This window comes from Pseudomonas sp. SWRI111 (genome assembly GCF_014268555.1).
In the GTDB taxonomy this organism is placed as follows: domain Bacteria; phylum Pseudomonadota; class Gammaproteobacteria; order Pseudomonadales; family Pseudomonadaceae; genus Aquipseudomonas; species Aquipseudomonas hamedanensis.
Genome location: NZ_JABWQQ010000002.1, coordinates 152,820 through 173,505, shown reverse-complemented (window position 1 = coordinate 173,505; position 20,686 = coordinate 152,820). Strand labels below are relative to the sequence as shown.

At 59.9% G+C, this 20,686-nt stretch carries 23 protein-coding genes; 18 read left to right on the top strand and 5 right to left on the bottom strand.

Features of this window, described 5'->3' with window-relative positions:
- Positions 1-5 precede the first annotated feature (5 nt).
- The 3 genes from HU755_RS04340 to phoB all read right to left on the bottom strand — a co-directional run bounded on the left by HU755_RS04340 (position 6) and on the right by phoB (position 3,520).
- Positions 6-1,346 (bottom strand): hemolysin family protein, encoded by a 1,341-nt coding sequence (locus HU755_RS04340; RefSeq protein WP_186546126.1) that lies wholly within the window; start codon positions 1,344-1,346, stop codon positions 6-8.
- 123 nt (positions 1,347-1,469) lie between these two features.
- Positions 1,470-2,756 carry a phosphate regulon sensor histidine kinase PhoR gene (gene phoR, locus HU755_RS04335; protein WP_189663955.1) on the bottom strand — a complete coding sequence of 429 codons (1,287 nt, stop codon included), beginning with the start codon at positions 2,754-2,756 and terminating at the stop codon, positions 1,470-1,472.
- 74 nt (positions 2,757-2,830) lie between these two features.
- Positions 2,831-3,520, bottom strand: a complete 690-nt coding sequence (gene phoB, locus HU755_RS04330) for a phosphate regulon transcriptional regulator PhoB (RefSeq protein ID WP_007896474.1) — start codon at positions 3,518-3,520, stop codon at positions 2,831-2,833.
- A gap of 150 nt (positions 3,521-3,670) precedes the next feature.
- Between phoB and HU755_RS04325 the strand changes: the two genes are divergently transcribed.
- Complete coding sequence (locus HU755_RS04325; RefSeq protein ID WP_186630728.1) at positions 3,671-4,054, top strand: hypothetical protein; 384 nt, start codon at positions 3,671-3,673, stop codon at positions 4,052-4,054.
- A gap of 112 nt (positions 4,055-4,166) precedes the next feature.
- On the opposite strand, the gene ubiA is transcribed toward HU755_RS04325, so the two are convergent.
- Positions 4,167-5,057, bottom strand: coding sequence for a 4-hydroxybenzoate octaprenyltransferase (gene ubiA / locus HU755_RS04320; protein ID WP_186630727.1), 891 nt, complete (start codon positions 5,055-5,057; stop codon positions 4,167-4,169).
- Positions 5,057-5,617: a chorismate lyase gene (locus HU755_RS04315; RefSeq protein WP_186630726.1), complete on the bottom strand. Its 561-nt coding sequence runs from the start codon at positions 5,615-5,617 to the stop codon at positions 5,057-5,059. The genes ubiA and HU755_RS04315 overlap by 1 nt, the downstream gene beginning before the upstream one ends.
- A gap of 41 nt (positions 5,618-5,658) precedes the next feature.
- On the opposite strand from HU755_RS04315, the gene HU755_RS04310 reads away from it, so the two are divergent.
- The 17 genes from HU755_RS04310 to tssH all read left to right on the top strand — a co-directional run bounded on the left by HU755_RS04310 (position 5,659) and on the right by tssH (position 20,681).
- Positions 5,659-5,799, top strand: coding sequence for a hypothetical protein (locus tag HU755_RS04310; protein ID WP_186546115.1), 141 nt, complete (start codon positions 5,659-5,661; stop codon positions 5,797-5,799).
- A 19-nt stretch (positions 5,800-5,818) separates the two neighbouring features.
- Positions 5,819-5,986 (top strand): rubredoxin, encoded by a 168-nt coding sequence (locus tag HU755_RS04305; protein ID WP_003177199.1) that lies wholly within the window; start codon positions 5,819-5,821, stop codon positions 5,984-5,986.
- Between the two features lie 20 nt (positions 5,987-6,006).
- On the top strand, positions 6,007-7,155 hold the full coding sequence (locus HU755_RS04300; protein WP_186630725.1) for an NAD(P)/FAD-dependent oxidoreductase: 1,149 nt from the start codon (positions 6,007-6,009) through the stop codon (positions 7,153-7,155).
- 190 nt (positions 7,156-7,345) lie between these two features.
- Entirely contained in the window at positions 7,346-7,621 is a 276-nt protein-coding gene (locus tag HU755_RS04295; RefSeq protein WP_003213368.1) for an HU family DNA-binding protein, read from the top strand.
- 643 nt (positions 7,622-8,264) lie between these two features.
- On the top strand, positions 8,265-9,827 hold the full coding sequence (gene tssA / locus HU755_RS04290; protein ID WP_186630724.1) for a type VI secretion system protein TssA: 1,563 nt from the start codon (positions 8,265-8,267) through the stop codon (positions 9,825-9,827).
- Between the two features lie 32 nt (positions 9,828-9,859).
- A complete protein-coding gene (tssB, locus tag HU755_RS04285) occupies positions 9,860-10,363 on the top strand; it encodes a type VI secretion system contractile sheath small subunit (protein WP_003229587.1) in 504 nt (167 codons plus the stop codon).
- A 28-nt stretch (positions 10,364-10,391) separates the two neighbouring features.
- Positions 10,392-11,867, top strand: coding sequence for a type VI secretion system contractile sheath large subunit (gene tssC / locus HU755_RS04280; RefSeq protein ID WP_016772499.1), 1,476 nt, complete (start codon positions 10,392-10,394; stop codon positions 11,865-11,867).
- Between the two features lie 9 nt (positions 11,868-11,876).
- Positions 11,877-12,284, top strand: coding sequence for a type VI secretion system baseplate subunit TssE (gene tssE / locus HU755_RS04275; protein ID WP_186630723.1), 408 nt, complete (start codon positions 11,877-11,879; stop codon positions 12,282-12,284).
- A gap of 11 nt (positions 12,285-12,295) precedes the next feature.
- A complete protein-coding gene (locus HU755_RS04270) occupies positions 12,296-12,796 on the top strand; it encodes a PAAR domain-containing protein (RefSeq protein ID WP_186568786.1) in 501 nt (166 codons plus the stop codon).
- A gap of 14 nt (positions 12,797-12,810) precedes the next feature.
- Positions 12,811-13,635 (top strand): hypothetical protein, encoded by an 825-nt coding sequence (locus HU755_RS04265; protein WP_186546096.1) that lies wholly within the window; start codon positions 12,811-12,813, stop codon positions 13,633-13,635.
- The gene (locus HU755_RS04260) at positions 13,625-13,969 is read left to right on the top strand and encodes a hypothetical protein (protein WP_186546094.1); all 345 of its coding nucleotides are present in this window, start codon (positions 13,625-13,627) and stop codon (positions 13,967-13,969) included. The genes HU755_RS04265 and HU755_RS04260 overlap by 11 nt, the downstream gene beginning before the upstream one ends.
- 48 nt (positions 13,970-14,017) lie before the next feature.
- On the top strand, positions 14,018-14,395 hold the full coding sequence (locus HU755_RS04255; RefSeq protein WP_186546092.1) for a hypothetical protein: 378 nt from the start codon (positions 14,018-14,020) through the stop codon (positions 14,393-14,395).
- Positions 14,392-14,808, top strand: coding sequence for a hypothetical protein (locus tag HU755_RS04250; protein ID WP_186546090.1), 417 nt, complete (start codon positions 14,392-14,394; stop codon positions 14,806-14,808). Before HU755_RS04255 ends, HU755_RS04250 begins: the two co-directional genes overlap by 4 nt.
- Positions 14,801-15,226: a hypothetical protein gene (locus HU755_RS04245; RefSeq protein ID WP_186546088.1), complete on the top strand. Its 426-nt coding sequence runs from the start codon at positions 14,801-14,803 to the stop codon at positions 15,224-15,226. The genes HU755_RS04250 and HU755_RS04245 overlap by 8 nt, the downstream gene beginning before the upstream one ends.
- Before the next feature lie 27 nt (positions 15,227-15,253).
- Positions 15,254-17,041, top strand: coding sequence for a type VI secretion system baseplate subunit TssF (gene tssF, locus HU755_RS04240; protein WP_186546086.1), 1,788 nt, complete (start codon positions 15,254-15,256; stop codon positions 17,039-17,041).
- Positions 17,005-18,012, top strand: coding sequence for a type VI secretion system baseplate subunit TssG (gene tssG, locus HU755_RS04235; protein ID WP_186546084.1), 1,008 nt, complete (start codon positions 17,005-17,007; stop codon positions 18,010-18,012). Before tssF ends, tssG begins: the two co-directional genes overlap by 37 nt.
- Before the next feature lie 11 nt (positions 18,013-18,023).
- Positions 18,024-20,681: a type VI secretion system ATPase TssH gene (gene tssH, locus HU755_RS04230; RefSeq protein ID WP_186630722.1), complete on the top strand. Its 2,658-nt coding sequence runs from the start codon at positions 18,024-18,026 to the stop codon at positions 20,679-20,681.
- The last annotated feature ends 5 nt before the right edge of the window (positions 20,682-20,686 follow it).

Below are 20,686 nucleotides of genomic sequence, written 5' to 3'. Positions count from 1 at the left end.
GCCTATCAATCCAGCATCAACACCTTGGCCAGCACAATCTTCGGCCCTTTCATCTTTTTGATGATGATGCGCAGGCCTTCGACTTCCAGCACTTCTTCCTCTTCCGGCACCCGTTTCAGGGTTTCGTAGACCAGCCCGGCGAGGGTCTCGGCTTCGATGTGATCGAGGTCGATGCCCAGCAGGCGCTCAACCTTGAACAGCGGCGTATCACCGCGCACCAGCAGCTTGCCCGGCTGATAGGCCAGGATGCCGCGTTCGGCTTTGCGGTGCTCGTCCTGAATGTCGCCGACCAGCACTTCCAGCACGTCTTCCATGGTCAGGTAGCCGATGATGTTGCCGTCAGCCTCCTCGACCACGGCGAAGTGCGAGCCGCCCTTGCGGAACTGCTCCAGCAGTTGTGACAGCGGCATATGCCGCGATACGCGCTCCAGCGGGCGGGTCAGTTCGGCCAGGTTGAACGACTCGGGGATGTGATCCAGGGCGGCCAGTTCCAGCAACAGATCCTTGATGTGCAGCAGGCCGACGAACTCCTGGCGCTCGCTGTCGTACACCGGATAACGGCTGAACTTGTGGCGACGGAACATCGCCAGGATTTCCTTCAGCGGCGCGTTGAATTCCAGGGTGATCAAGTCTTCCCGGGAGTTAGCCCAGTCGACCACTTCCAGCTCGCCCATTTCCACCGCCGAGGCCAATACGCGCATGCCCTGATCGCTCGGATCCTGGCCACGGCTGGAGTGCAAAATCAGTTTCAGTTCTTCGCGGCTGTAATGGTGCTCATGGTGCGGGCCGGGCTCGCCTTGGCCGGCGATGCGCAAGATGGCGTTGGCGCTGGCGTTGAGCAGATAGATCGCCGGGTACATCGCCCAGTAGAACAGGTACAGCGGCACCGCCGTCCACAGCGACAGCAGCTCGGGTTTGCGGATCGCCCACGACTTCGGCGCCAGTTCACCCACCACGATGTGCAGATACGAAATGATAAAAAACGCGGTGAAGAACGACACGCCTTTGATGATCTCGGGCGAGTCGACGCCGATCGCGCTCAACAGCGGCTCGAGGATGTGCGCAAACGCCGGTTCGCCGACCCAGCCCAGGCCAAGGGAGGCGAGGGTGATGCCGAGCTGGCACGCCGACAGGTAGGCATCGAGCTGACTGTGCACGGTGCGCAGGATGTGCCCGCGCCAGCCGTGCTGTTCAGCGATGGCCTCGACCCGGGTCGAGCGCAGTTTGACCATGGCAAATTCTGCCGCAACGAAAAAGCCGTTGAGCAACACCAGGATCAGAGCAAAAAGAATCATGCCGAAATCGGCGAAAAGCGTAGCGAGGGACAAGCCAGGGGAAGGGTCCATGATGGAGTTTTGCGGGTTCCGTGTGATTCGAAAGTAAGGGGAAAAAGCGCCTGAAAGGCAGGCACAAGTCAGCCAATGTAGCGGCTGACCGGGCAATTGCCTAGTGGCGTGTGCCGGACGGCATCACTCGGCGGCGCTGATAGCCCGTGCGCTGGCCACCTGGGCCGGGGCGAAATGGCAGGTGAACGTGCTGCCGTGGCCGGGCACGCTGCTGATCTCCATGCGCGCGCGATGGCGCAGCAACACATGTTTGACGATGGCCAGGCCCAGGCCGGTGCCGCCGGTGTTGGAGTTGCGACTGGAGTCGACGCGGTAGAAGCGTTCGGTCAGGCGCGGCAGGTGCTTGCTGTCGATGCCGATCCCGGAATCCTGCACGCTCAGGTGCGCGCCCTGCTCGTCGCCCCACCAGCGAATGCGGATGTTGCCCTCGGCCGGGGTGTACTTGACCGCGTTGAACACCAGGTTGGAAAACGCACTGCGCAACTCCGCTTCGCTGCCCTTGAGCAGCACGCCGGCACTGGCTTGCAGCGTGATGTGCTGGTTCTTCGCGCCGGACAATTGCTGCGCGTCGCTGGTGATCGACTGCAATAGCGTGTCGATCTGCACGGGCTGGTTGTCCGACGGGTAATCGGTGGCCTCCAGTTTCGCCAGCAGCAGCAAGTCATTGAGCAGCGTCTGCATGCGCCCGCCCTGTTGCTGCATCTGTTGCAAGGCGCGGCTCCAGCGCGGATTCACTTCTTCGACATTGTCGAGCAGGGTTTCCAGATAGCCGCAGATCACCGTCAGCGGTGTGCGCAATTCGTGAGAAACGTTGGCGATGAAGTCCTTGCGCATCTGTTCCAGCTGATGGATCCGCGTGACATCGCGCACCAGCATCAAGTGTTCATTGTTGCCGTAGCGGGTCAGATACAGCTGGATGCGCACGCGATCATTGGTCGGCGAGGGGATTTCCAGCGGTTCGGCGAAGTTGTCCTGCTCGAAGTATTCCTTGAAGCGCGGATGGCGCACCAGGTTGGTCACCGGTTGGCCGCTGTCTTGTGGGGTCTTGAGGCCGAGCAGGGTTTCCGCGGCGCGGTTCCACCATTCCAGGTTGCCGTCGCTGTCGAGCATGATGACCGCGTCTTTCAGCGCGGCGGTGGACTCCTGCACCCGGTCGATCACCGCTTGCAGACGCCCGCGTACGCGTTGGTCGCGGCGTTGCAGGTGATAAATACTGTCGAACACCTCGCCCCACAGGCCGTAACCATCGGGCGGCGCTTCGTCGGGTTGGTGCTGGCGCAGCCATTCATGCAGACGCAGCAATTGCTTGAGCGTCCAGGCCAGGTAAAGACCCAGACCTGCGGCGAGGCTCCAGCCGTAATAGCCGCTGATCAGGCCGACCACCAGGCAGGCGGTGACCAGCAACAGCATGTGGCGAATCAGAGTGCCATGCCAGTTTTGATTCACGTTCGATACGGTCCTTGTCAGCGAGTCTGGCGGGCGGATCAGGCCTTTGTAGAGAACCGATAACCGGTGCCGCGCACGGTTTGTACCAGATTTTCGTAGGCATCGCCGAGGGCCTTGCGCAGGCGGCGGATGTGCACGTCGACGGTGCGTTCTTCAACATAGACGTTGCCGCCCCAGACCTGATCGAGCAATTGGCCACGGGTGTAGGCGCGTTCCTGGTGGGTCATGAAGAATTGCAGTAGACGGTATTCGGTCGGGCCCATCTCGGCGGGTTTGCCGTCGATGGTCACGCGGTGGCTGATCGGGTCGAGCAACAGGCCGCCGACTTCGATCGGCGCTTCACCATCGGTCGGGCCGGCGCGGCGCAGCACGGCTTTGAGGCGGGCGACCAGCTCGCGCGGGGAAAACGGTTTGGTGATGTAATCGTCGGCGCCGACTTCCAGGCCCTGAATCTTGTTGTCCTCTTCGCCCTTGGCGGTGAGCATGATGATCGGGATGTCGCCGGTCAGCTCGTCACGCTTGAGGCGTCGGGCCAGCTCGATGCCGGAGGTGCCGGGCAGCATCCAGTCGAGCAGGATCAGGTCCGGCTTGCGATCAACGATGATGGCGTGGGCCTGCTGCGAGTTCTCTGCCTCGAGGCAGTCATAGCCGGCCATCTCCAATGCAACGGCGATCATTTCGCGAATGGGCGCTTCGTCGTCGACGATCAGAATGCTCCTGCCAACCATGCCTTAATCCTCTTGTCATTTAACTGTCTTGCGCCGCATTAGATAACGGAATTATTGCAGTCGTGTGACAGTATTTTAGTCGGGCGGCGATTATCGGGATCCTGGACTAAGCTCTAAGTCCGAACCTGACAACCACCCCGGAAGGTTTCCATGACTCAGATGACTGTTTGCTTGAAAGCACTGTTGCTGGCGGCTGCGCTGGCTCTGCCTGGACTGGCCATGGCGGCCGATCCGGCGATGGAAAAGGACGGCATGTTCACCGACCACAAGGGCATGACCCTGTACACATTCGCCAAGGATTCCGCTGGCAAGTCTGCCTGCAACGACAAATGCGCGGCGAACTGGCCGCCGTTGATGGCTGAGGCCGGCGATAAATCGATGGGCGACTGGACGGTGATCACGCGCGACGATGGCAGCAAGCAGTGGGCCTACCAGGGCATGCCGCTGTACACCTTCGTCATGGACAAGAAGGCCGGCGACATGACCGGCGAGGGCAAAATGGACGGCGCCTGGAAAGTCGCCAAAGCCAAATAACCACGGTCCCCTTGTAGGAGTGAGCCTGCTCGCAATAGCGGTGTATCAGTCGGCATTTTCGTTAGCTGACACACCGCTATCGCGAGCAGGCTCACTCCTACAAGGATTGCGTTCAGCGCAGTGCGTAATCCAGCACAATCCCGACAAAAATCGCCAACCCCGCCCAGTGGTTGTGCAAGAACGCCTTGAAGCAACGCATCCGGTCGCGATCTCGCGTGTACCAGAACTCCCACACATAACAGCCCGCCGCCACCAGCAAGCCGAGGTGGAACCACATGCCCAGCTCGAACTTCGCCCCCGCCAGCATCAGGCAGCCGAGCGACAGCGCCTGCAAGGTCAGGATGATCACCCGGTCCGCCTCGCCGAACAGAATCGCCGTGGACTTCACGCCAATCTTCAAATCGTCATCACGATCGGTCATCGCGTAATAGGTGTCGTAACCCACCGTCCACAGCAGGTTGGCGATCCACAGCAGCCATGCCGCCGCCGGCAGTTCGCCGGTCTCGGCGGTGAACGCCATCGGCATGCCCCAGGAAAACGCTGCGCCTAGCACCACCTGCGGGTAATAGGTGTAGCGCTTCATGAACGGGTAGGTGAACGCCAGCGCCAGCCCGCCCAGCGACAACCAGATGGTCGGTGCGTTGGTGCACAACACCAGCAGAAAACTGATGCCCATCAGCACCGCGAAGAACACCAGTGCTTCCTTCGAGCTGATTTTGCCGCTGGCCAACGGCCGTTGCGCGGTGCGTTTGACGTGGCCGTCGACCTTGCGATCAGCCCAGTCGTTGATCACGCAGCCGCCGGCACGGGTCAGCACCACGCCGAGGACGAAGATGGCGACGTTGGCCAGCGACGGCGAGCCTTTGCCGGCAATCCACAGCGCCCACAGCGTTGGCCACAGCAGCAGATAAATGCCGATCGGCTTGTCCATGCGCGTCAACTGAATGAAATCCCAGGCGCGCGGGTTCAAGCGGTTCAGCGACTTGAGCAGGCTCTGATACATCAGCAGTTCTCCGGATGGGCGCGGGCGGCGCGCCACAGGCTCGGCAGGAAAATTTCCGCGACCAGGACGCTCAGCGCGCCACGGTCGAAACGCGAACGCCGGCCCCACAGCTCGGGTGCTCGGTCGGCGGGCGGCAACCATTGTTCAGGGTAGTGGCAAACTTCGATGGCGCGGCGCTGGAACGCCTGATCGCAAAACAGCAATTCGCCCAGCGATCGGCTGCCCAGTTCGTCCATGTGCAAGCCGTCGCCCTGCAAGGCCGCGCGTGAAGCGACGCTGCGGGCAAACACCCAAGCCTCGCCATGGCCGTGTAAATACACCTCGCGCACCCAGCCTTCGCTGCCTTCGGCCAGTTCCAGCGCTGCGCATTCATCGGCGCGCAGGGTGTCCCAGCCTTCAAACAACGGCGACACGCTGAAGCCATCGTTGGACAAACGGGTCAGGCGACGGGTCAGCGAACCTTCGTCGAACAACCAGTCGAGGGTCAACGAATCGGGGCAGGGCGTCAGGCGGTTTTGGGTCAGCCAGAGCGGGGCGGGGCAGGCATTTGAATGTTGCACAATGAGTCATTATTGGCCGCAAATGAGGCGGCGAGCTTACCATGGCAGATCACGATATTGATCGGCGCCGGCCGCCATTGCGCCGAACAGGCTTGCATCTGCCCGGCACCCTCAGTACAAAACGCCCTGAGCCGGATGGCAGCGCAACACCCATCGACCGTCCGCGCCGGCACTACGCCTGAACCCTGAGGAAGTACCTGAATGAAGAAGTGGCAATGTATCGTCTGCGGCCTGATCTATAACGAAGCCGACGGCTGGCCGGATGACGGCATCGCGCCGGGCACCCGCTGGGAAGACGTACCGGCAGACTGGCTGTGCCCCGACTGCGGCGTCGGCAAAATGGACTTCGAAATGATCGAAATCAACTGAGTACAACCAAGGAGTAAGGCATGAGCGCACCTGTCGTCATCATTGGCACCGGCCTGGCGGGCTACAACCTGGCCCGGGAGTTTCGCAAGCTCGACAGCGAAACCCCGCTGCTGTTGATTAGCGCCGATGACGGCCGCTCTTACTCCAAGCCGATGCTCTCCACCGGTTTCGGCAAGAACAAGGACGCCGACGGCCTGAGCATGGCCGAACCCGGCGCCATGGCCGAGCAGTTGAACGCCGAAGTGCGCACGCACACGCGCATCAGCGGCATCGACGCCGGCCACAAACGCCTGTGGATCGGCGAAGAAGCCGTACCTTATCGCGACCTGATTCTTGCCTGGGGCGCGGAAACCGTGCGCGTGCCGATCGAAGGCGATGGCGCTGACCGGGTGTTCCCGATCAACGATCTCGAAGATTACGCGCGCTTCCGTGCCGCAGCGGCGGGCAAGCGCCGGGTGCTGTTGCTCGGGGCCGGGCTGATCGGCTGTGAATTCGCCAATGACTTGATTCTCGGTGGCTACGAGGTGCAACTGGTCGCGCCGTGCGAACAAGTCATGCCAATGCTGCTGCATCCCGCTGCGGCGGCGGCCGTGCAGGCCGGGCTGGAAAGTATCGGGGCGAAGTTTCACCTCGGCCCGGTGCTGACCCGTCTGCAGAAAGTCGCCGACGGTCTGCAAGCGCATCTGTCCGACGGTCAGGTCATCCCGTGCGACGTGGTGGTCTCGGCGATCGGCCTGCGTCCACGTATTGATCTGGCAGCAGCGGCCGGCGTGCAGGTCAATCGGGGCGTAGTGGTTGATCGCTACCTGAAAACCTCCCACGCCAACATCTACGCCTTGGGCGATTGCGCCGAAGTCGACGGGCTCAATCTGCTCTACGTGATGCCGCTGATGAGCTGCGCACGTGCGCTGGCGCAAACCCTGGCGGGAAACCCTACGGCGGTGAGCTACGGCCCGATGCCGATCACCGTGAAAACCCCGGTGTGTCCGCTGGTGGTGTCGCCGCCGCCACGGGGCAGCGAAGGCGTCTGGAGCGTTGAAGGGCAGGGCGCCGATATCAAGGTTCTGTGCCACAGCGCCGACGGACAATTGCTCGGTTATGCCCTGACCGGTGCAGCGGTCATGGAAAAACTGGCCCTGAACAAACAGCTTCCGCCGCTGCTGGCGTAAATACCAGCCGTTCTGTCGCAATCGCCGCTCTTTTGCCCCGACAAAGGTCGTGGGGAGACTGGCGCCGCCGTTGGCGGCGTGCCATTCTCACTCCCGTCTGCCGCAGAGTAGAGCCTGCGGCGCCTTGGGCGCTGTTCCAACGAGAACAGCACGGACATAACAACAAAAAACCGTCAAAGGGGCTTCACTAATGCGTAAACCAGAACTCGCCGCTGCAATCGCTGAAAAAGCAGACCTGACCAAAGAACAGGCCAACCGCGTCCTCAACGCCGTCCTCGAAGAAATCACCGGCGCCCTGCACCGCAAGGACAGCGTGACGCTGGTCGGCTTCGGCACCTTCCTGCAACGCCACCGCGGCGCCCGCACCGGCAAAAACCCGCAAACCGGCGAACCGGTCAAGATCAAGGCCAGCAACACCGTGGCGTTCAAGCCAGGCAAATCGTTGAAAGACAGCGTTAATCCATAATTGCGGCGTACTCCCCGGACGGGGAGAACCGCAAGGAAAAATGGGCATATCGATTGCGGTCGAATGCCCATTTTTTATGTGTGCGGATTAAGCCAGACATGCAGTCACTGTTCTGCCCTTTATACCCAGCGACGCATCGGTGGGTTATTCGCCGTCGCCAGATGCGTTCGAAATACGTGTATATATAAAGGCCATCATAATGATGGCACTTTTATAGTTATCGATTGTCTTGCCGCGTTTTGTTGAAACAATACCGAAATCTTTCGGAATCATCCTACATCCGGATTTTGCAAATACCGTCATGCTCTGCCCGGATCCTGATTGCCGTTTTTCCGTATGTCTCATGGATTTGGTACGCCCGCTCTAGATCAGGCTTTTCAGGCATCCTCCGGGTCGATCGGCTTAAAAAATGGGTGTAAGGGATTCCCTGACGGAATATAGGGAAACCTCCTACAACAAACAAAGAACACTTCGTCTTGTTGTTTAATCAGATGCTTGCTAGTGGCCATCATTGTGATTACGATGCGCCCACTTGAAAGAGCACATCTCAATTGGATGAGTCGCATAACTGCTCTTCGATACTGTCCCGCGTCGCTGCAACTCCCTTTGCGCGCATGACTGTAATCCTTAATAAAGGCCATGGATGTCCTACTCAAGCAAACTTTCCGCCCATTACCTCGAACTCGCCAAAGTCTCTGTTTCCAAAGAGAATTTCGCGGGCGAAGACGTTCGTTTTTCGAGCGAATTCGAGGCGCTGGAAAGTGAGCTGGCCAAGGCTTCGTCGATGCACGAAAGCGGGCAGATCGACTGGCTGAAAATCCGCGAAAACAGCGAAAATCTGCTGCGTACCCAGTCCAAGGATCTGCGTGTCGGCGCCTGGCTGACCTGGTCGCTGTACCAGCGCGAATCCTTCCCCGGGCTGCTCGCCGGCCTCGGTTTGCTGCACCATCTGTCGGAAAACAACTGGGCCGACGTTCACCCGCTCAAACCCCGCACCCGCGCCGCCGCGATCGGCTGGCTGGTGCCGCGTCTTGAGCAGGTCATCACCGAAAACATAGCGATCAAAGAGCAGTTGCCGATGTTCAGGCAGCTCTCCGAGCACCTGGCCGGTCTGGAAGCAGCCTGCACTGAACATCTGGGCGATGACGCGCCGCTGCTGCTGCCGATCTCCCGTCGCCTGAAAACCATGATCCAGCGCGCCGCTGACAACCAGCCGGCCCCCGGCGTGGTCGGTGCGGCGGTAGCGCAGGTCAAGCAGGCAGCGAGTCAGTTGCTCACCCCCGGCGCGCCGATCGACAACGAGCGAGACGCGCACAAAGCCCTGCGCGCCCAACAGGACAGTGCCCGTCCGTTGTGTGCCTGGTGGCTGAAGCAGAAGGCCACCGACCTGCGCGCCCTGCGCCTGAACCGTACGCTGCTGTGGATGACCATCGACGCGGTGCCCGAGCGTAACGCCGAGCAGATCACCGTGTTGCGCGGCCTGCCGCTGGAAAAGCTCAAGCTCTATCAGGACCGTTTCGATCAAGGCAAATACGCCGATCTGCTGGTGGAATTGGAGGCGAGCCTGGCGAAGGCGCCGTTCTGGTTCGATGGCCAGAGGATGGTCTGGGAATGTCTCCAGAACCTCAACGCCGAGCTGGCCATGCGCGAAGTGGAAATCCACTTCGCGCTTTTGATTCAGCGCCTGCCGGGCATCATCGAGCTGCGCTTCCATGACGGCGCGCCGTTTGCCGATCCGTCCACCCGGGCGTGGATCGCTGCCAACGTCATGCCGCACCTGCAAAGCGCCAGCGCGCCGCGCAAGGTCGAAAGCGAGAACGTCGAAACCCAGCCGGCCTGGGAAAAAGCCCTCGAGGAAGTCCAGCCTATTCTGCGCAAGGAAGGTTTGAAGCCTGCCGTGCAGATCCTCAAGCAGGGTTTGCAATCGGCCCACGGTGGCCGCGAACGCTTCTTCTGGCAGTTCGCGCTCGCGCGGCTGTGCTTCCTGGCCAAGAAATACGAACTGGCCAAGAACCAGCTGGAAACCCTCGATCAGACATTACTGGACTCAGGCCTGCACGCCTGGGAGCCCGATCTTGCATTGCAAGTGCTGCACCTGCTGCACAGTTGCTGCGAGTTGTTGCCGCAGAACCATGCCGTACGTGAACGCAAGGAAGAGATTTATCGCAGGCTGTGCCACCTCGACCTCGAAGTGGTACTCGAATAGGCCCCAGGGCCACAACCGCAAGGAGAAAAGCCATGGCCAAAGAAGGCTCGGTAGCCCCCAAGGAACGCATCAACGTCACCTTCAAACCCGCCACCGGCGGTGCTCAGGAAGAGATTGAACTGCCGCTGAAGCTGCTGGCAATCGGTGACTACACCCACCGCAAGGACGATCGCAAAATCGAAGATCGCAAGCCGATCAGCATCGACAAGATGACCTTCGACGAAGTGTTGGCCAAGCAAGAGCTGGGTCTGACGCTGAGCGTGCCGAACCGTCTGCAGGAAGATGGCGAGGCCGACGAGCTGGCCGTGCAACTGCGCGTCAATTCGATGAAGGACTTCAACCCGGCCAGCCTGGTCGAGCAAGTGCCTGAGCTGAAAAAACTGATGGAACTGCGCGATGCGCTGGTGGCCCTCAAAGGCCCGCTGGGTAACGCACCTGCGTTCCGTAAAGCCATCGAAGGCGTGCTCGCCGACGACGAATCCCGCGGTCGCGTACTCGGTGAGCTGGGCCTGAACGCCGCAGCCCCGGACGCTTGAGACTCCAGTAGCCAAGGAAGCCAACACAATGAGCACTAGCGCAGCACAAGAGAAGAGCGCCGCCAGCGGCGAATACAGCATTCTCGACAGCATCATCGCCGAAACCCGTCTGACGCCTGACGACGAAGCCTACGACATCGCCAAGCGTGGCGTGTCGGCGTTCATCGAAGAGCTGCTCAAGCCGCAGAACAACGGTGAGCCAGTCAAGAAAGCCATGGTTGACCGCATGATCGCCGAGATCGATGCCAAGCTCAGCCGTCAGATGGACGAGATCCTGCACCACCCGGATTTCCAGGCGCTGGAATCGTCGTGGCGTGGCCTGCAGTTGCTGGTCGACCGCACCAACTTCCGCGAAAACATCAAGATCGAAATCCTCAACGTCTCCAAAGAAGACCTGCTGGACGATTTCGAAGATTCGCCGGAAGTCATGCAATCCGGCCTGTACAAGCACATCTACACCGCTGAATACGGCCAGTTCGGTGGTCAGCCGGTGGGCGCGATCATCGCCAACTACTACATGTCGCCAAGCTCGCCAGACGTCAAGCTGATGCAGTACGTGGCCAGCGTTTCGTGCATGTCCCACGCGCCGTTCATCGCTGCTGCCGGCCCGAAATTCTTCGGTCTGGAAAGCTTCACCGGCCTGCCGGATCTGAAAGATCTGAAAGACCACTTCGAAGGCCCGCAATTCGCCAAATGGCAGAGCTTCCGTACCTCGGAAGACTCGCGCTACGTTGGTTTGACCGTTCCGCGTTTTCTGCTGCGTAACCCGTACGACCCGGAAGAAAACCCGGTCAAATCGTTCGTGTACAAGGAAACCGTTGCCAACAGCCACGAGCACTACCTGTGGGGCAACACGGCCTACGCGTTCGGCACCAAGCTGACCGACAGCTTCGCCAAATTCCGCTGGTGCCCGAACATCATCGGCCCGCAGAGCGGTGGCGCGGTTGAAGACCTGCCGTTGCACCACTTCGAAAGCATGGGCGAAATCGAAACCAAGATTCCTACCGAGGTATTGGTTTCCGACCGTCGTGAATACGAACTGGCCGAGGAAGGCTTTATCTCCCTGACCATGCGCAAAGGCTCCGATAACGCGGCGTTCTTCTCCGCAAGCTCGGTGCAGAAGCCGAAGTTCTTCGGCATCAGCGCAGAAGGCAAGGCCGCTGAGCTCAACTACAAGCTCGGCACCCAACTGCCGTACATGATGATCGTCAACCGTCTGGCTCACTACTTGAAAGTGCTGCAGCGCGAGCAACTCGGTTCGTGGAAAGAACGTACCGACCTTGAGCTGGAACTGAACAAGTGGATCCGTCAGTACGTTGCCGACCAGGAAAACCCAAGCGCCGAAGTGCGTGGCCGTCGTCCGCTGCGCGCTGCGCAAGTGATCGTCAGCGACGTTGAAGGCGAGCCAGGCTGGTACCGCGTGAGCTTGAACGTGCGTCCGCACTTCAAGTACATGGGTGCCGATTTCACCCTGTCGCTGGTTGGCAAGCTGGACAAAGAGTAAGAGCGACTCATGGACGGATACGGCAGCCTGTTCGAGCGCCTCAACGGCGACGCACAACTACGCAAGGGCAAAAGCCTCGAGGCTTCGGCCATGGCGTCGGTGGCTGCCCATCTGGCCAAAATGCTCAGCACCCGGGCCGGCAGCGTGCAAACGCTGGCCGACTACGGGTTGCCCGATCTCAATGACATGCGCCTGAGCCTGCACGACTCCCTGAGTCAGGCCCGCCTGGCCATCGAAAGCTTCATCGAAGCCTACGAGCCGCGCCTGAGCAACGTGCGTGTCATTTCCCTGCCGCGTGACCACGATCAGCTCCGCCTGGCCTTCAGTATCGAAGGCCTGCTGGAAATCGAGGGTTTCAAGCGTCAGGTCAGTTTTTCCGCGCGCCTGGATGGCAGCGGTCAAGTCAAGGTCACCTAAGGAGATCCCCGATGTCTGGCAAACCCGCAGCACGCGTATCCGACCCTACCGCTTGCCCACTTCCAGGCCACGGTACCAACCCGATCGCCGCCGGTTCCGGCGACGTGTTCTTCGACGGCCTCGCGGCCGCCCGCCAAGGCGATGCCTCGGCGTGTGGTGGTGCGCTGGTCGGCGACCTTGCCACTACCGTTTTGATCAACGGCAAACCGGCTGCGACCGTAGGTTCGGTTGGATCTCACGGCAACAAGGTCACGGCTGGATCCGGAACGGTGATTATTGGCAATTCGCATACGCCGGCGCCGTTTGTTCCGCCGTTGCCTTTGATCATTCCGGGCTTTGATGCTCAATTCCAACTCAAAAACGGCCTTGGGAACCCGCTAGCGGATACCAAGTACTTACTACGCCGAGCGGATGGATCTCTCGAAAGCGGAATCACCAATGAGTTGGGTCTGACTCACCGCGTGAAGGCACACACAGCCTCCGAAAAAATTGAAGTTTTTATTGAGAGCTGAGGGAGTACTCGTTCATGGCCGAGGCTGAAAAAATCAGTAAGGATGGGCAGGAATATGTGCCAGCGGGCGCGGCCGCGAGCACGAAAACCTCTGATGTTGCGCCAGTAGAGTTGCAAGTTTGCCGCTGTAATGGAAAGGAAGTCACAACGCTGACTGGCTACGACAGTGTCCCTAGCTATACCGGTGAGCTGCCTTCTCCGTTGCAAATAATGTGGTATGTGCCAAAAACCAAAGAAATGCTCAAGGCGAGTTTCTCTGATACAGAAATTCGAGTCTGGATTAAGCAGGCGGCTGAATATTATGGGATCCCGCATATTTTGCTTGCGGTTATTCTTCAGCAGGAGAATGGACCTAAGGGTAGTAAATTTCTGCAAACTATGCAGTTCGGCGAACGCTCGCTGACCACTCTGTTAGCGATTGTCGACAATATGGCTTTTGACGCCGTGCCGGACAAGTTGGCTGGGGGCTCCAGCGGTTTTGCCAACATGAGCCGCGCAACATTGCAGAACTCTGTTAAATACACAGAGAACTATTACTGCAAGAAACCATTGCCCGAAGACGTTCAGTACCGGATTTTTGGTTGGAATCAGGACACGCGAATCCCGGGTGATGACTGGAAGGCAGACCTCTACTATTGCGCCGGCCATCTACGTGAACTGATTGACCGGGCTACCGGGACTCGTTGTCATTCCGGGGCATTGTCCGCAGATCAACTGAAAAAAGTCATTGCTTCCTACAACGGTTCGGGCCCGCTTGCCGAAAAGTATTCAAGCGATGCGATGGCGTTGTTAGACGCAGCGAAAGCAGGCACTGCGTGGTTGTATTTTTATGAAAAATAAACTGTCGACGTCTACCTCTATTGCGCTTGTTGCCGGAGTTTTGGTTTTGGGGGGCGTCTTGTTGACTAATATTTTCTCTAACTCGCTGATGCTGTTGATGGACCGCGTTAATTTTATTCCTGCGGAATCTTCAATCCTCGCCTTCGAACCCTATGAAATAAATCAAGGGTCGTCCTCTTATTGGATCTACGGCCAGGACGGTGAGAATTATTATTATTTTTCTTATGACGCGGCTGCGCCTTATATTTTTATTTCCAAAGCCAATGTTTGCCAGGGATTTGATCGCTTGAATTTCAAAACATGGTGCAGTGCGAAACAAGGCGCGAAGAGATGATCGGCGAGACAACGATCTACCCATGATTTTTTTTTGCGGAACAGCTCAATGAAAATCAGAGCGTGGCAATGCCTTGGCGCTTTCCTATCTTCGGTCGGTTTGCTGACGATTCTGGTCGGCTTCGCTGTGCTGTTGCGAATGGAAAGCTCGACCGAACCAAAGCTGTTCGCGCATCCAAATGCATTGTGGGTTGGGGCCGAGGATGGCGGGGTATTCGTCGAGATTACGAAGCACGAAGCGCCGGACTACTACGTGGAAATTCGTCACCAGAATGGTGGGATGTGGACTGAGGGTTGGGTTCGATACGGCACCCGGGATAGCCATCCACTCAGCGCTGCGGCCATTGGTGGCTACGGCGGTGAAGAGCTCTATATCTATACGGGTGTGGCGATCACGCCGCAAAAACAGGGAGTTGGGCAGCGATGAATATCTACTTGCGCCTTGCACTTTGCTTGGCGATCCATGCGGCGGGCTGCGTGGCCTACGTGTTTCTGAATAACGCAGTGGTTGTAGCCTACAAGGCATTCAACGGCGGATTCACGTCCCGTGGTGTGGCATACGGTATCGCCCACTATATGTTCATCTACATCTTTTTCGGGGTGAACGCATTGGCCGCAATTATCCCGAATCTATGGGCCAAGCTCGGTCTGCTCGCTCTGATGGTTGCCTGGATTTTGTTCATAACAGTGCCCCACAACCCACTACGTGCGCTGTTCTACACCGTGGCCCAAGGCGGAGTTACTTTGTTGGCGATTCTGGTCACGCAGGTCATCGAATTGCGTTGGGAAAAATGTGTGCTGATGCGACGCAAGTCGCTTGTGAGCCCTACCCATGCTTAGCCGCGCACAACTTAGCTTCTTCATGGCTGCATTGTGGCTGCCACTGCTGGCGGTGTTGGCGATTACTTCCTATGACCTGTGGAGTGGCGAGTATTTAACCTCCGAGTCGTCCGGGATTTATTGGCAGTACCTCTTGTGGTGGGGAGTTCCCGGGCTTCTGGGCTTTTCGCTGTGGATGTCCCGATCGGCGCAGCGCCGAAATGAGCAGCAGGCATTGCGGATGGTTTGGTGGGCGCCAGTAAAGTTCATCCCGTTCTATGCCGTGCCCTGGATGCTGTATGGCTTGTTCAGTCTGATCGTCCGTCCGCTGAGTGATGCTTACATGGCGTACGGCTGGATCTCGGTTGTGCCGTTCCTGCTGATTGGCGGCTATGTCTGTGCCGGCGTGACGGTCGCGCTCTACAGGATTTTTTTTTGATGAGTTCCACTACCAGGCAGGTAACCCGTGTCCTTTAACCACTACTACCAAAGCGAACTCACCGCACTGCGCCAGCTCGGTCGCCGTTTCGCCGAGCGTAGTCCGGCGCTGGCGCCGTATCTGGGGCAGGCCGGGCGGGATCCGGATGTGGAGCGGTTGCTCGAAGGCTTTGCGTTTCTGACCGGGCGTTTGCGCCAGAAGCTCGATGACGAACTGCCGGAGCTCAGCCATTCGCTGATGCAGTTGCTGTGGCCGAACTACATGCGCCCGTTGCCGGCGTTCAGTATTTTGCAGTTCGATCCGCTCAAGCGTTCCGGGCCGGCGCTGCTGGTTGAGCGCGATACGCCGATCGAGAGCAAGCCGATCGAAGACGTGCGCTGCCGCTTCCGCACCTGCTACCCGACCGAAGTGCTGCCACTGGATCTGGCCGCGCTGAACTACTCGGTGAAGGGCGATGGCTCGCTGCTCAGCCTGCGTCTTGAAATGAGCGCCGACGGCCACCTCGGTGAGCTGGAGCTGAGCAAATTGCGCCTGCACTTTGCCGGTGAGCGCTACATCAGCCAGATGTTGTACCTGAGCCTGCTGCGCAATCTCGACGGCATCGAACTGATCCCGCTCGACGGCGCCGGCAAGCCGATCGATGGCGTCAGCGGCAAGCCGATGGCGTTCAAGATTCCCGGCGACCGGGTTAAACCGGTGGGTTTTGCCGAAGAAGAGGCGCTGATTCCGTATCCGCTGAACACCTTCCGTGGCTATCGCTATTTGCAGGAATACTTCGCCTTCCAGGACAAATTCCTGTTCGTCGACGTCAACGGCCTCGACATCCTCAAAGCGTTGCCGGAAGACACGCTCAAGCAAATGCGCGGCCTTGAATTGCGCTTCGACATTCGCAAGAGCGGCATCATGCGCATGCGTCCGACCCTGGACAACGTGAAGCTGTTCTGCACGCCGATTGTGAACCTGTTCGAGCACGACGCATTGCCGATCCGTCTCGACGGCAAGCAGGACGAATACCTGCTGCTGCCGGCGGAGTTCGATCTGGAAAACTGCGGCGTGTTCTCGGTGGAAACCGTCACTGGCTGGAAGCCCGGCGGTCTCGGTTATCAGGAGTACGTGCCGTTCGAGTCCTTCGAGCACGACCCGAGTTTCGACGTGCCCAACAGCCGTCCGCATTACAGCATCCGCCAGCGTTCGTCCTTGCTGCACGACGGCCTCGACACTTACCTGAGCTTCGGCATCCGTCACACCGAAGCCCACGAAACCCTGTCGATCGAGCTGATGTGCACGAATCAGAACCTGCCGAAAAAGCTCAAGCTCGGCGACATCTGCATGGCCAGCGAGCAGACCCCGGAATTCCTCAGTTTCCGCAACATCACCCCGGCCACCCCGAGTTTCGCACCGCCGCTGAACCGCGACTTCCTGTGGAAGCTGATCAGCAACATGTCGCTTAACTATCTGTCGCTGGCGGACGTCAATGCGTTGAAGGTGATCCTGGAAACCTACGACCTGCCGCGCTACTACGACCAGCACGCGGAGAAGGTCAGCAAGCGCCTGCTCGGCGGCCTCAAGCACATCAAACATCATCACGTCGACCGGCTGCATCGCGGTCTGCCGGTGCGCGGCTTGCGCACCGAACTGACCATCGACCCGGAAGGCTATATCGGCGAGGGCGATCTGTTCGTCTTCGCTTCGGTTCTCAACGAGTTTTTCGCGCTTTACGCCAGTCTCAATTCATTCCATGAGCTGCGGGTAAAAAGCACACAGGGAGAGGTGTACCAATGGACACCACGTATGGGCCTGCAGCCCCTGCTTTAAGCGGGCTGACCAAGGTAATACGCGAGTACTCGCTGTTTCAGGCCGTGCTGCTGGTGATCGACCGGCTGCGCGAGGCCCACCCGCATCTGAGCGAAGACGATCTGTACGACCAGGTCGAGTTCCAGGCCAACCCGAGCCTGGGCTTTCCGCGCAGCGACGTCGATCGCGTGGAGTTTTTCGAAGAGCACGGCAAGATGCGCGCGCGCGTGCGTTTCAACCTGATCGGCCTGGTCGGCTCCGGTTCGCCGTTGCCGGCGTTCTATGGCGAGCAGGCCCTGGGCGACAGCGAGGACGGCAACCCGACGCGCAACTTTCTCGACCTGTTCCACCATCGTCTGCAACGGCTGATGCTGCCGATCTGGCGCAAGTACCGCTACCGCGCGAGCTTCCAGAGCGGCGCGATCGACCCGTTCTCGGCGCAGCTGTTTGCGCTGATCGGCCTGGGTGGCGACGAGATCCGCAAGGCCAAGGAACTCAACTGGAAACGCCTGCTGCCGTACCTCGGCCTGCTCAGCCTGCGGGCGCACTCGGCGGCGCTGATCGAAGCCGTGCTGCGTTACTACTTCAAGCACGAAGACCTGGTCATCGAGCAGTGCATCGAGCGCCGCGTGGAAATTCTCGAGGAGCAGCGCAATCGTTTGGGCCGCGCCAACAGCCTGCTCGGCGAAGACCTGGTGCTGGGCGAACACGTGCGCGACCGCAGCGGCAAATTCCGCATTCACATTACCGAACTCGACTGGCAGCGATTCCATGAATTCCTGCCCATCGGTTTCGGCTACCAGCCGCTCTGCGCGCTGGTGCGGTTCACCTTGCGTGACCCGCTCGACTACGACATTCGCCTGGTGCTGCGCCAGGAAGAAATCCGCGAACTGCGCATCGGTGAGCAGAACGCCTGTCGCCTCGGTTGGACCAGTTGGCTGGGCCGCGAAAAAGCGGACGGCGTGGTGACCCTGGGCAGCAAAATTCATTAAGGACGTGAGCCATGATCAACGTAGACCTGCAACAACTCATCCAGGCGCTGGACGCCGAAACCCGTCGTGATCTGGAACGTTCGGCCGAGCGTTGCGTCGCCCGTGGCGGCAGCAAGATTCTCGTAGAAGACTTGCTGCTTGGCCTGCTGGAGCGTCCGAACGGCTTGCTCAGCCGCGCCCTGCAAGATGCTGACGTCGATGCCGGTGAACTGACCGCGGCACTGCAATCGCGGGTCGAGCACAGCGCCTCGCGCAACCCGGTGTTCGCCCCGGAACTGGTGCAATGGCTGCAAGATGCGCTGCTGGTGGCCAACCTTGAACTGGGCCAGACCCAGGTTGAAGACGCCGCGCTGATTCTGGCTTTGCTGCGTAACCCGATGCGTTATGCCGGCAGCCGTTATCAGCCGCTGCTCGCCAAGCTGAACATCGATCGCCTGAAAGAATTTGCCCTGTCGCAACAGGAGCAACCGGCGGCCAATGGCAAACCGGCCGCACAGGGCGAATCACTGTTGCAGCGCTTCACCCACAACCTGACCCAACAGGCCCGCGACGGCAAACTCGACCCGGTGCTGTGCCGTGACGGTGCGATCCGGCAGATGGTCGACATCCTTGCCCGTCGTCGCAAGAACAACCCGATTGTGGTCGGTGAGGCCGGTGTCGGTAAGACCGCCATCGTTGAAGGTCTCGCTTCGCGCATCGCCGCCGGTGAAGTGCCGCAGGTGCTCAAAGGCGTAGAACTGCTGTCGCTGGACATGGGTCTGTTGCAGGCCGGCGCCAGCGTCAAAGGCGAGTTCGAGCGTCGTTTGAAAGGCGTGATCGACGAAGTCAAAGCCTCGCCGAAGCCAATCATCCTGTTCATCGACGAAGCCCACACGCTGATCGGCGCTGGCGGCAACGCTGGCGGTTCCGACGCGGCCAACCTGCTGAAGCCGGCGCTGGCCCGTGGCGAACTGCGCACCATCGCCGCGACCACCTGGGCCGAGTACAAGAAATACTTCGAGAAAGATCCGGCGCTGGCCCGTCGTTTCCAGCCAGTGCAACTGCACGAGCCGACCGTCAGCGAAGCAGTGACCATTCTGCGTGGCCTGGCCCAGGTCTACGAGAAGAGCCACGGCATCTACCTGCGCGATGACGCGGTGGTATCCGCGGCCGAATTGTCCGCGCGTTATCTGGCCGGTCGGCAACTGCCGGACAAGGCCGTCGATGTGCTCGACACCGCGTGTGCCCGCGTGCGCATCAGCCTTGCTGCTGCCCCGGAAAGCCTTGAGCGTCTGCGTGGTGAACTGGCTGAAGGCGGCCGGCAACGCCAGGCTCTGCGTCGCGATGCCGAGGCCGGTCTGCTGATCGACCACGAAGCGCTGGACGCACTGGAAGCGCGGCTGGACGAAGCCGAAAGCGAAATGGTCGCGCTGGAAACCTTGTGGACTGAGCAGAAAGCTTTGGCCGAGCGCCTGCTGGAGCTGCGTCAGCAACTGGCCAAGGCCCGCGAAGCCGCAGCCGTCGAGCCGACCGTCAGCGTTGAAGAAGACGCCGAAGGCACTGTGATTGAGACCGTGGTCGCCGAAGTCGAAGAAGGCCAAAGCGTCGAAGCGCTGGAAGCTCAGCTGCATGAAACCCACGCTGCGCTGACCGCTGCGCAAGTCAAAGAACGTCTGGTCAGCTTTGAAGTGTGCCCGCGTCTGGTCGCCGAAGTGATCAGCGCCTGGACCGGTGTGCCATTGGCGCAACTGGCCCGCGAGCACAACGCCAAGGTCGCCAGTTTCGCTACCGACCTGCGCACACGTATTCGCGGTCAGGAGCAAGCCGTGCACGCACTGGATCGCTCGATGCGCGCCACCGCTGCCGGTCTGAACAAGCCTGATGCACCGGTCGGGGTGTTCCTGCTGGTCGGCCCGAGCGGCGTCGGCAAGACCGAAACCGCGCTGGCCCTGGCTGACCTGCTGTACGGCGGCGATCGCTTCATCACCACCATCAACATGTCCGAGTTCCAGGAGAAGCACACCGTCTCCCGCCTGATCGGTGCACCGCCGGGCTACGTCGGTTACGGCGAGGGCGGCATGCTCACCGAAGCCGTGCGCCAGAAGCCTTACTCGGTGGTACTGCTTGATGAAGTCGAGAAGGCTGACCCGGACGTGCTCAACCTGTTCTACCAGATCTTCGACAAGGGCGTGGCCAACGACGGCGAAGGTCGCGAGATCGATTTCCGCAACACGCTGATCCTGATGACCTCGAATCTGGGTAGCGACAAGATCAGCGACCTCTGCGAAGACGGCGCGCGGCCAACCGCCGAAGTGCTCGAAGAAACCATTCGCCCGGTGCTCAGCAAGCACTTCAAACCGGCGCTGCTGGCGCGGATGAAAGTAGTGCCGTACTACCCGGTGGGCGGCCCGGTGCTGCGCGAGCTGATCGAGATCAAACTCGGCCGTCTCGGCGAGCGCCTGAACCGTCGCCAGCTGGATTTCAGCTGGTGCCAGAACCTTGTCGATCATCTGTCCGAGCGCTGCACGCAAAGCGAAAGCGGCGCGCGCCTGATCGACCATCTGCTCGATCAGCACGTGCTGCCGCTGGTGGCCGATCGTCTGCTCGATGCCATGGCGACCGGCGAAAGCCTCAAGCGTGTGCATGCCACGCTCGACGGCAACGCCAGCGTGATGTGCGAGTTCGCCTGAGGTGG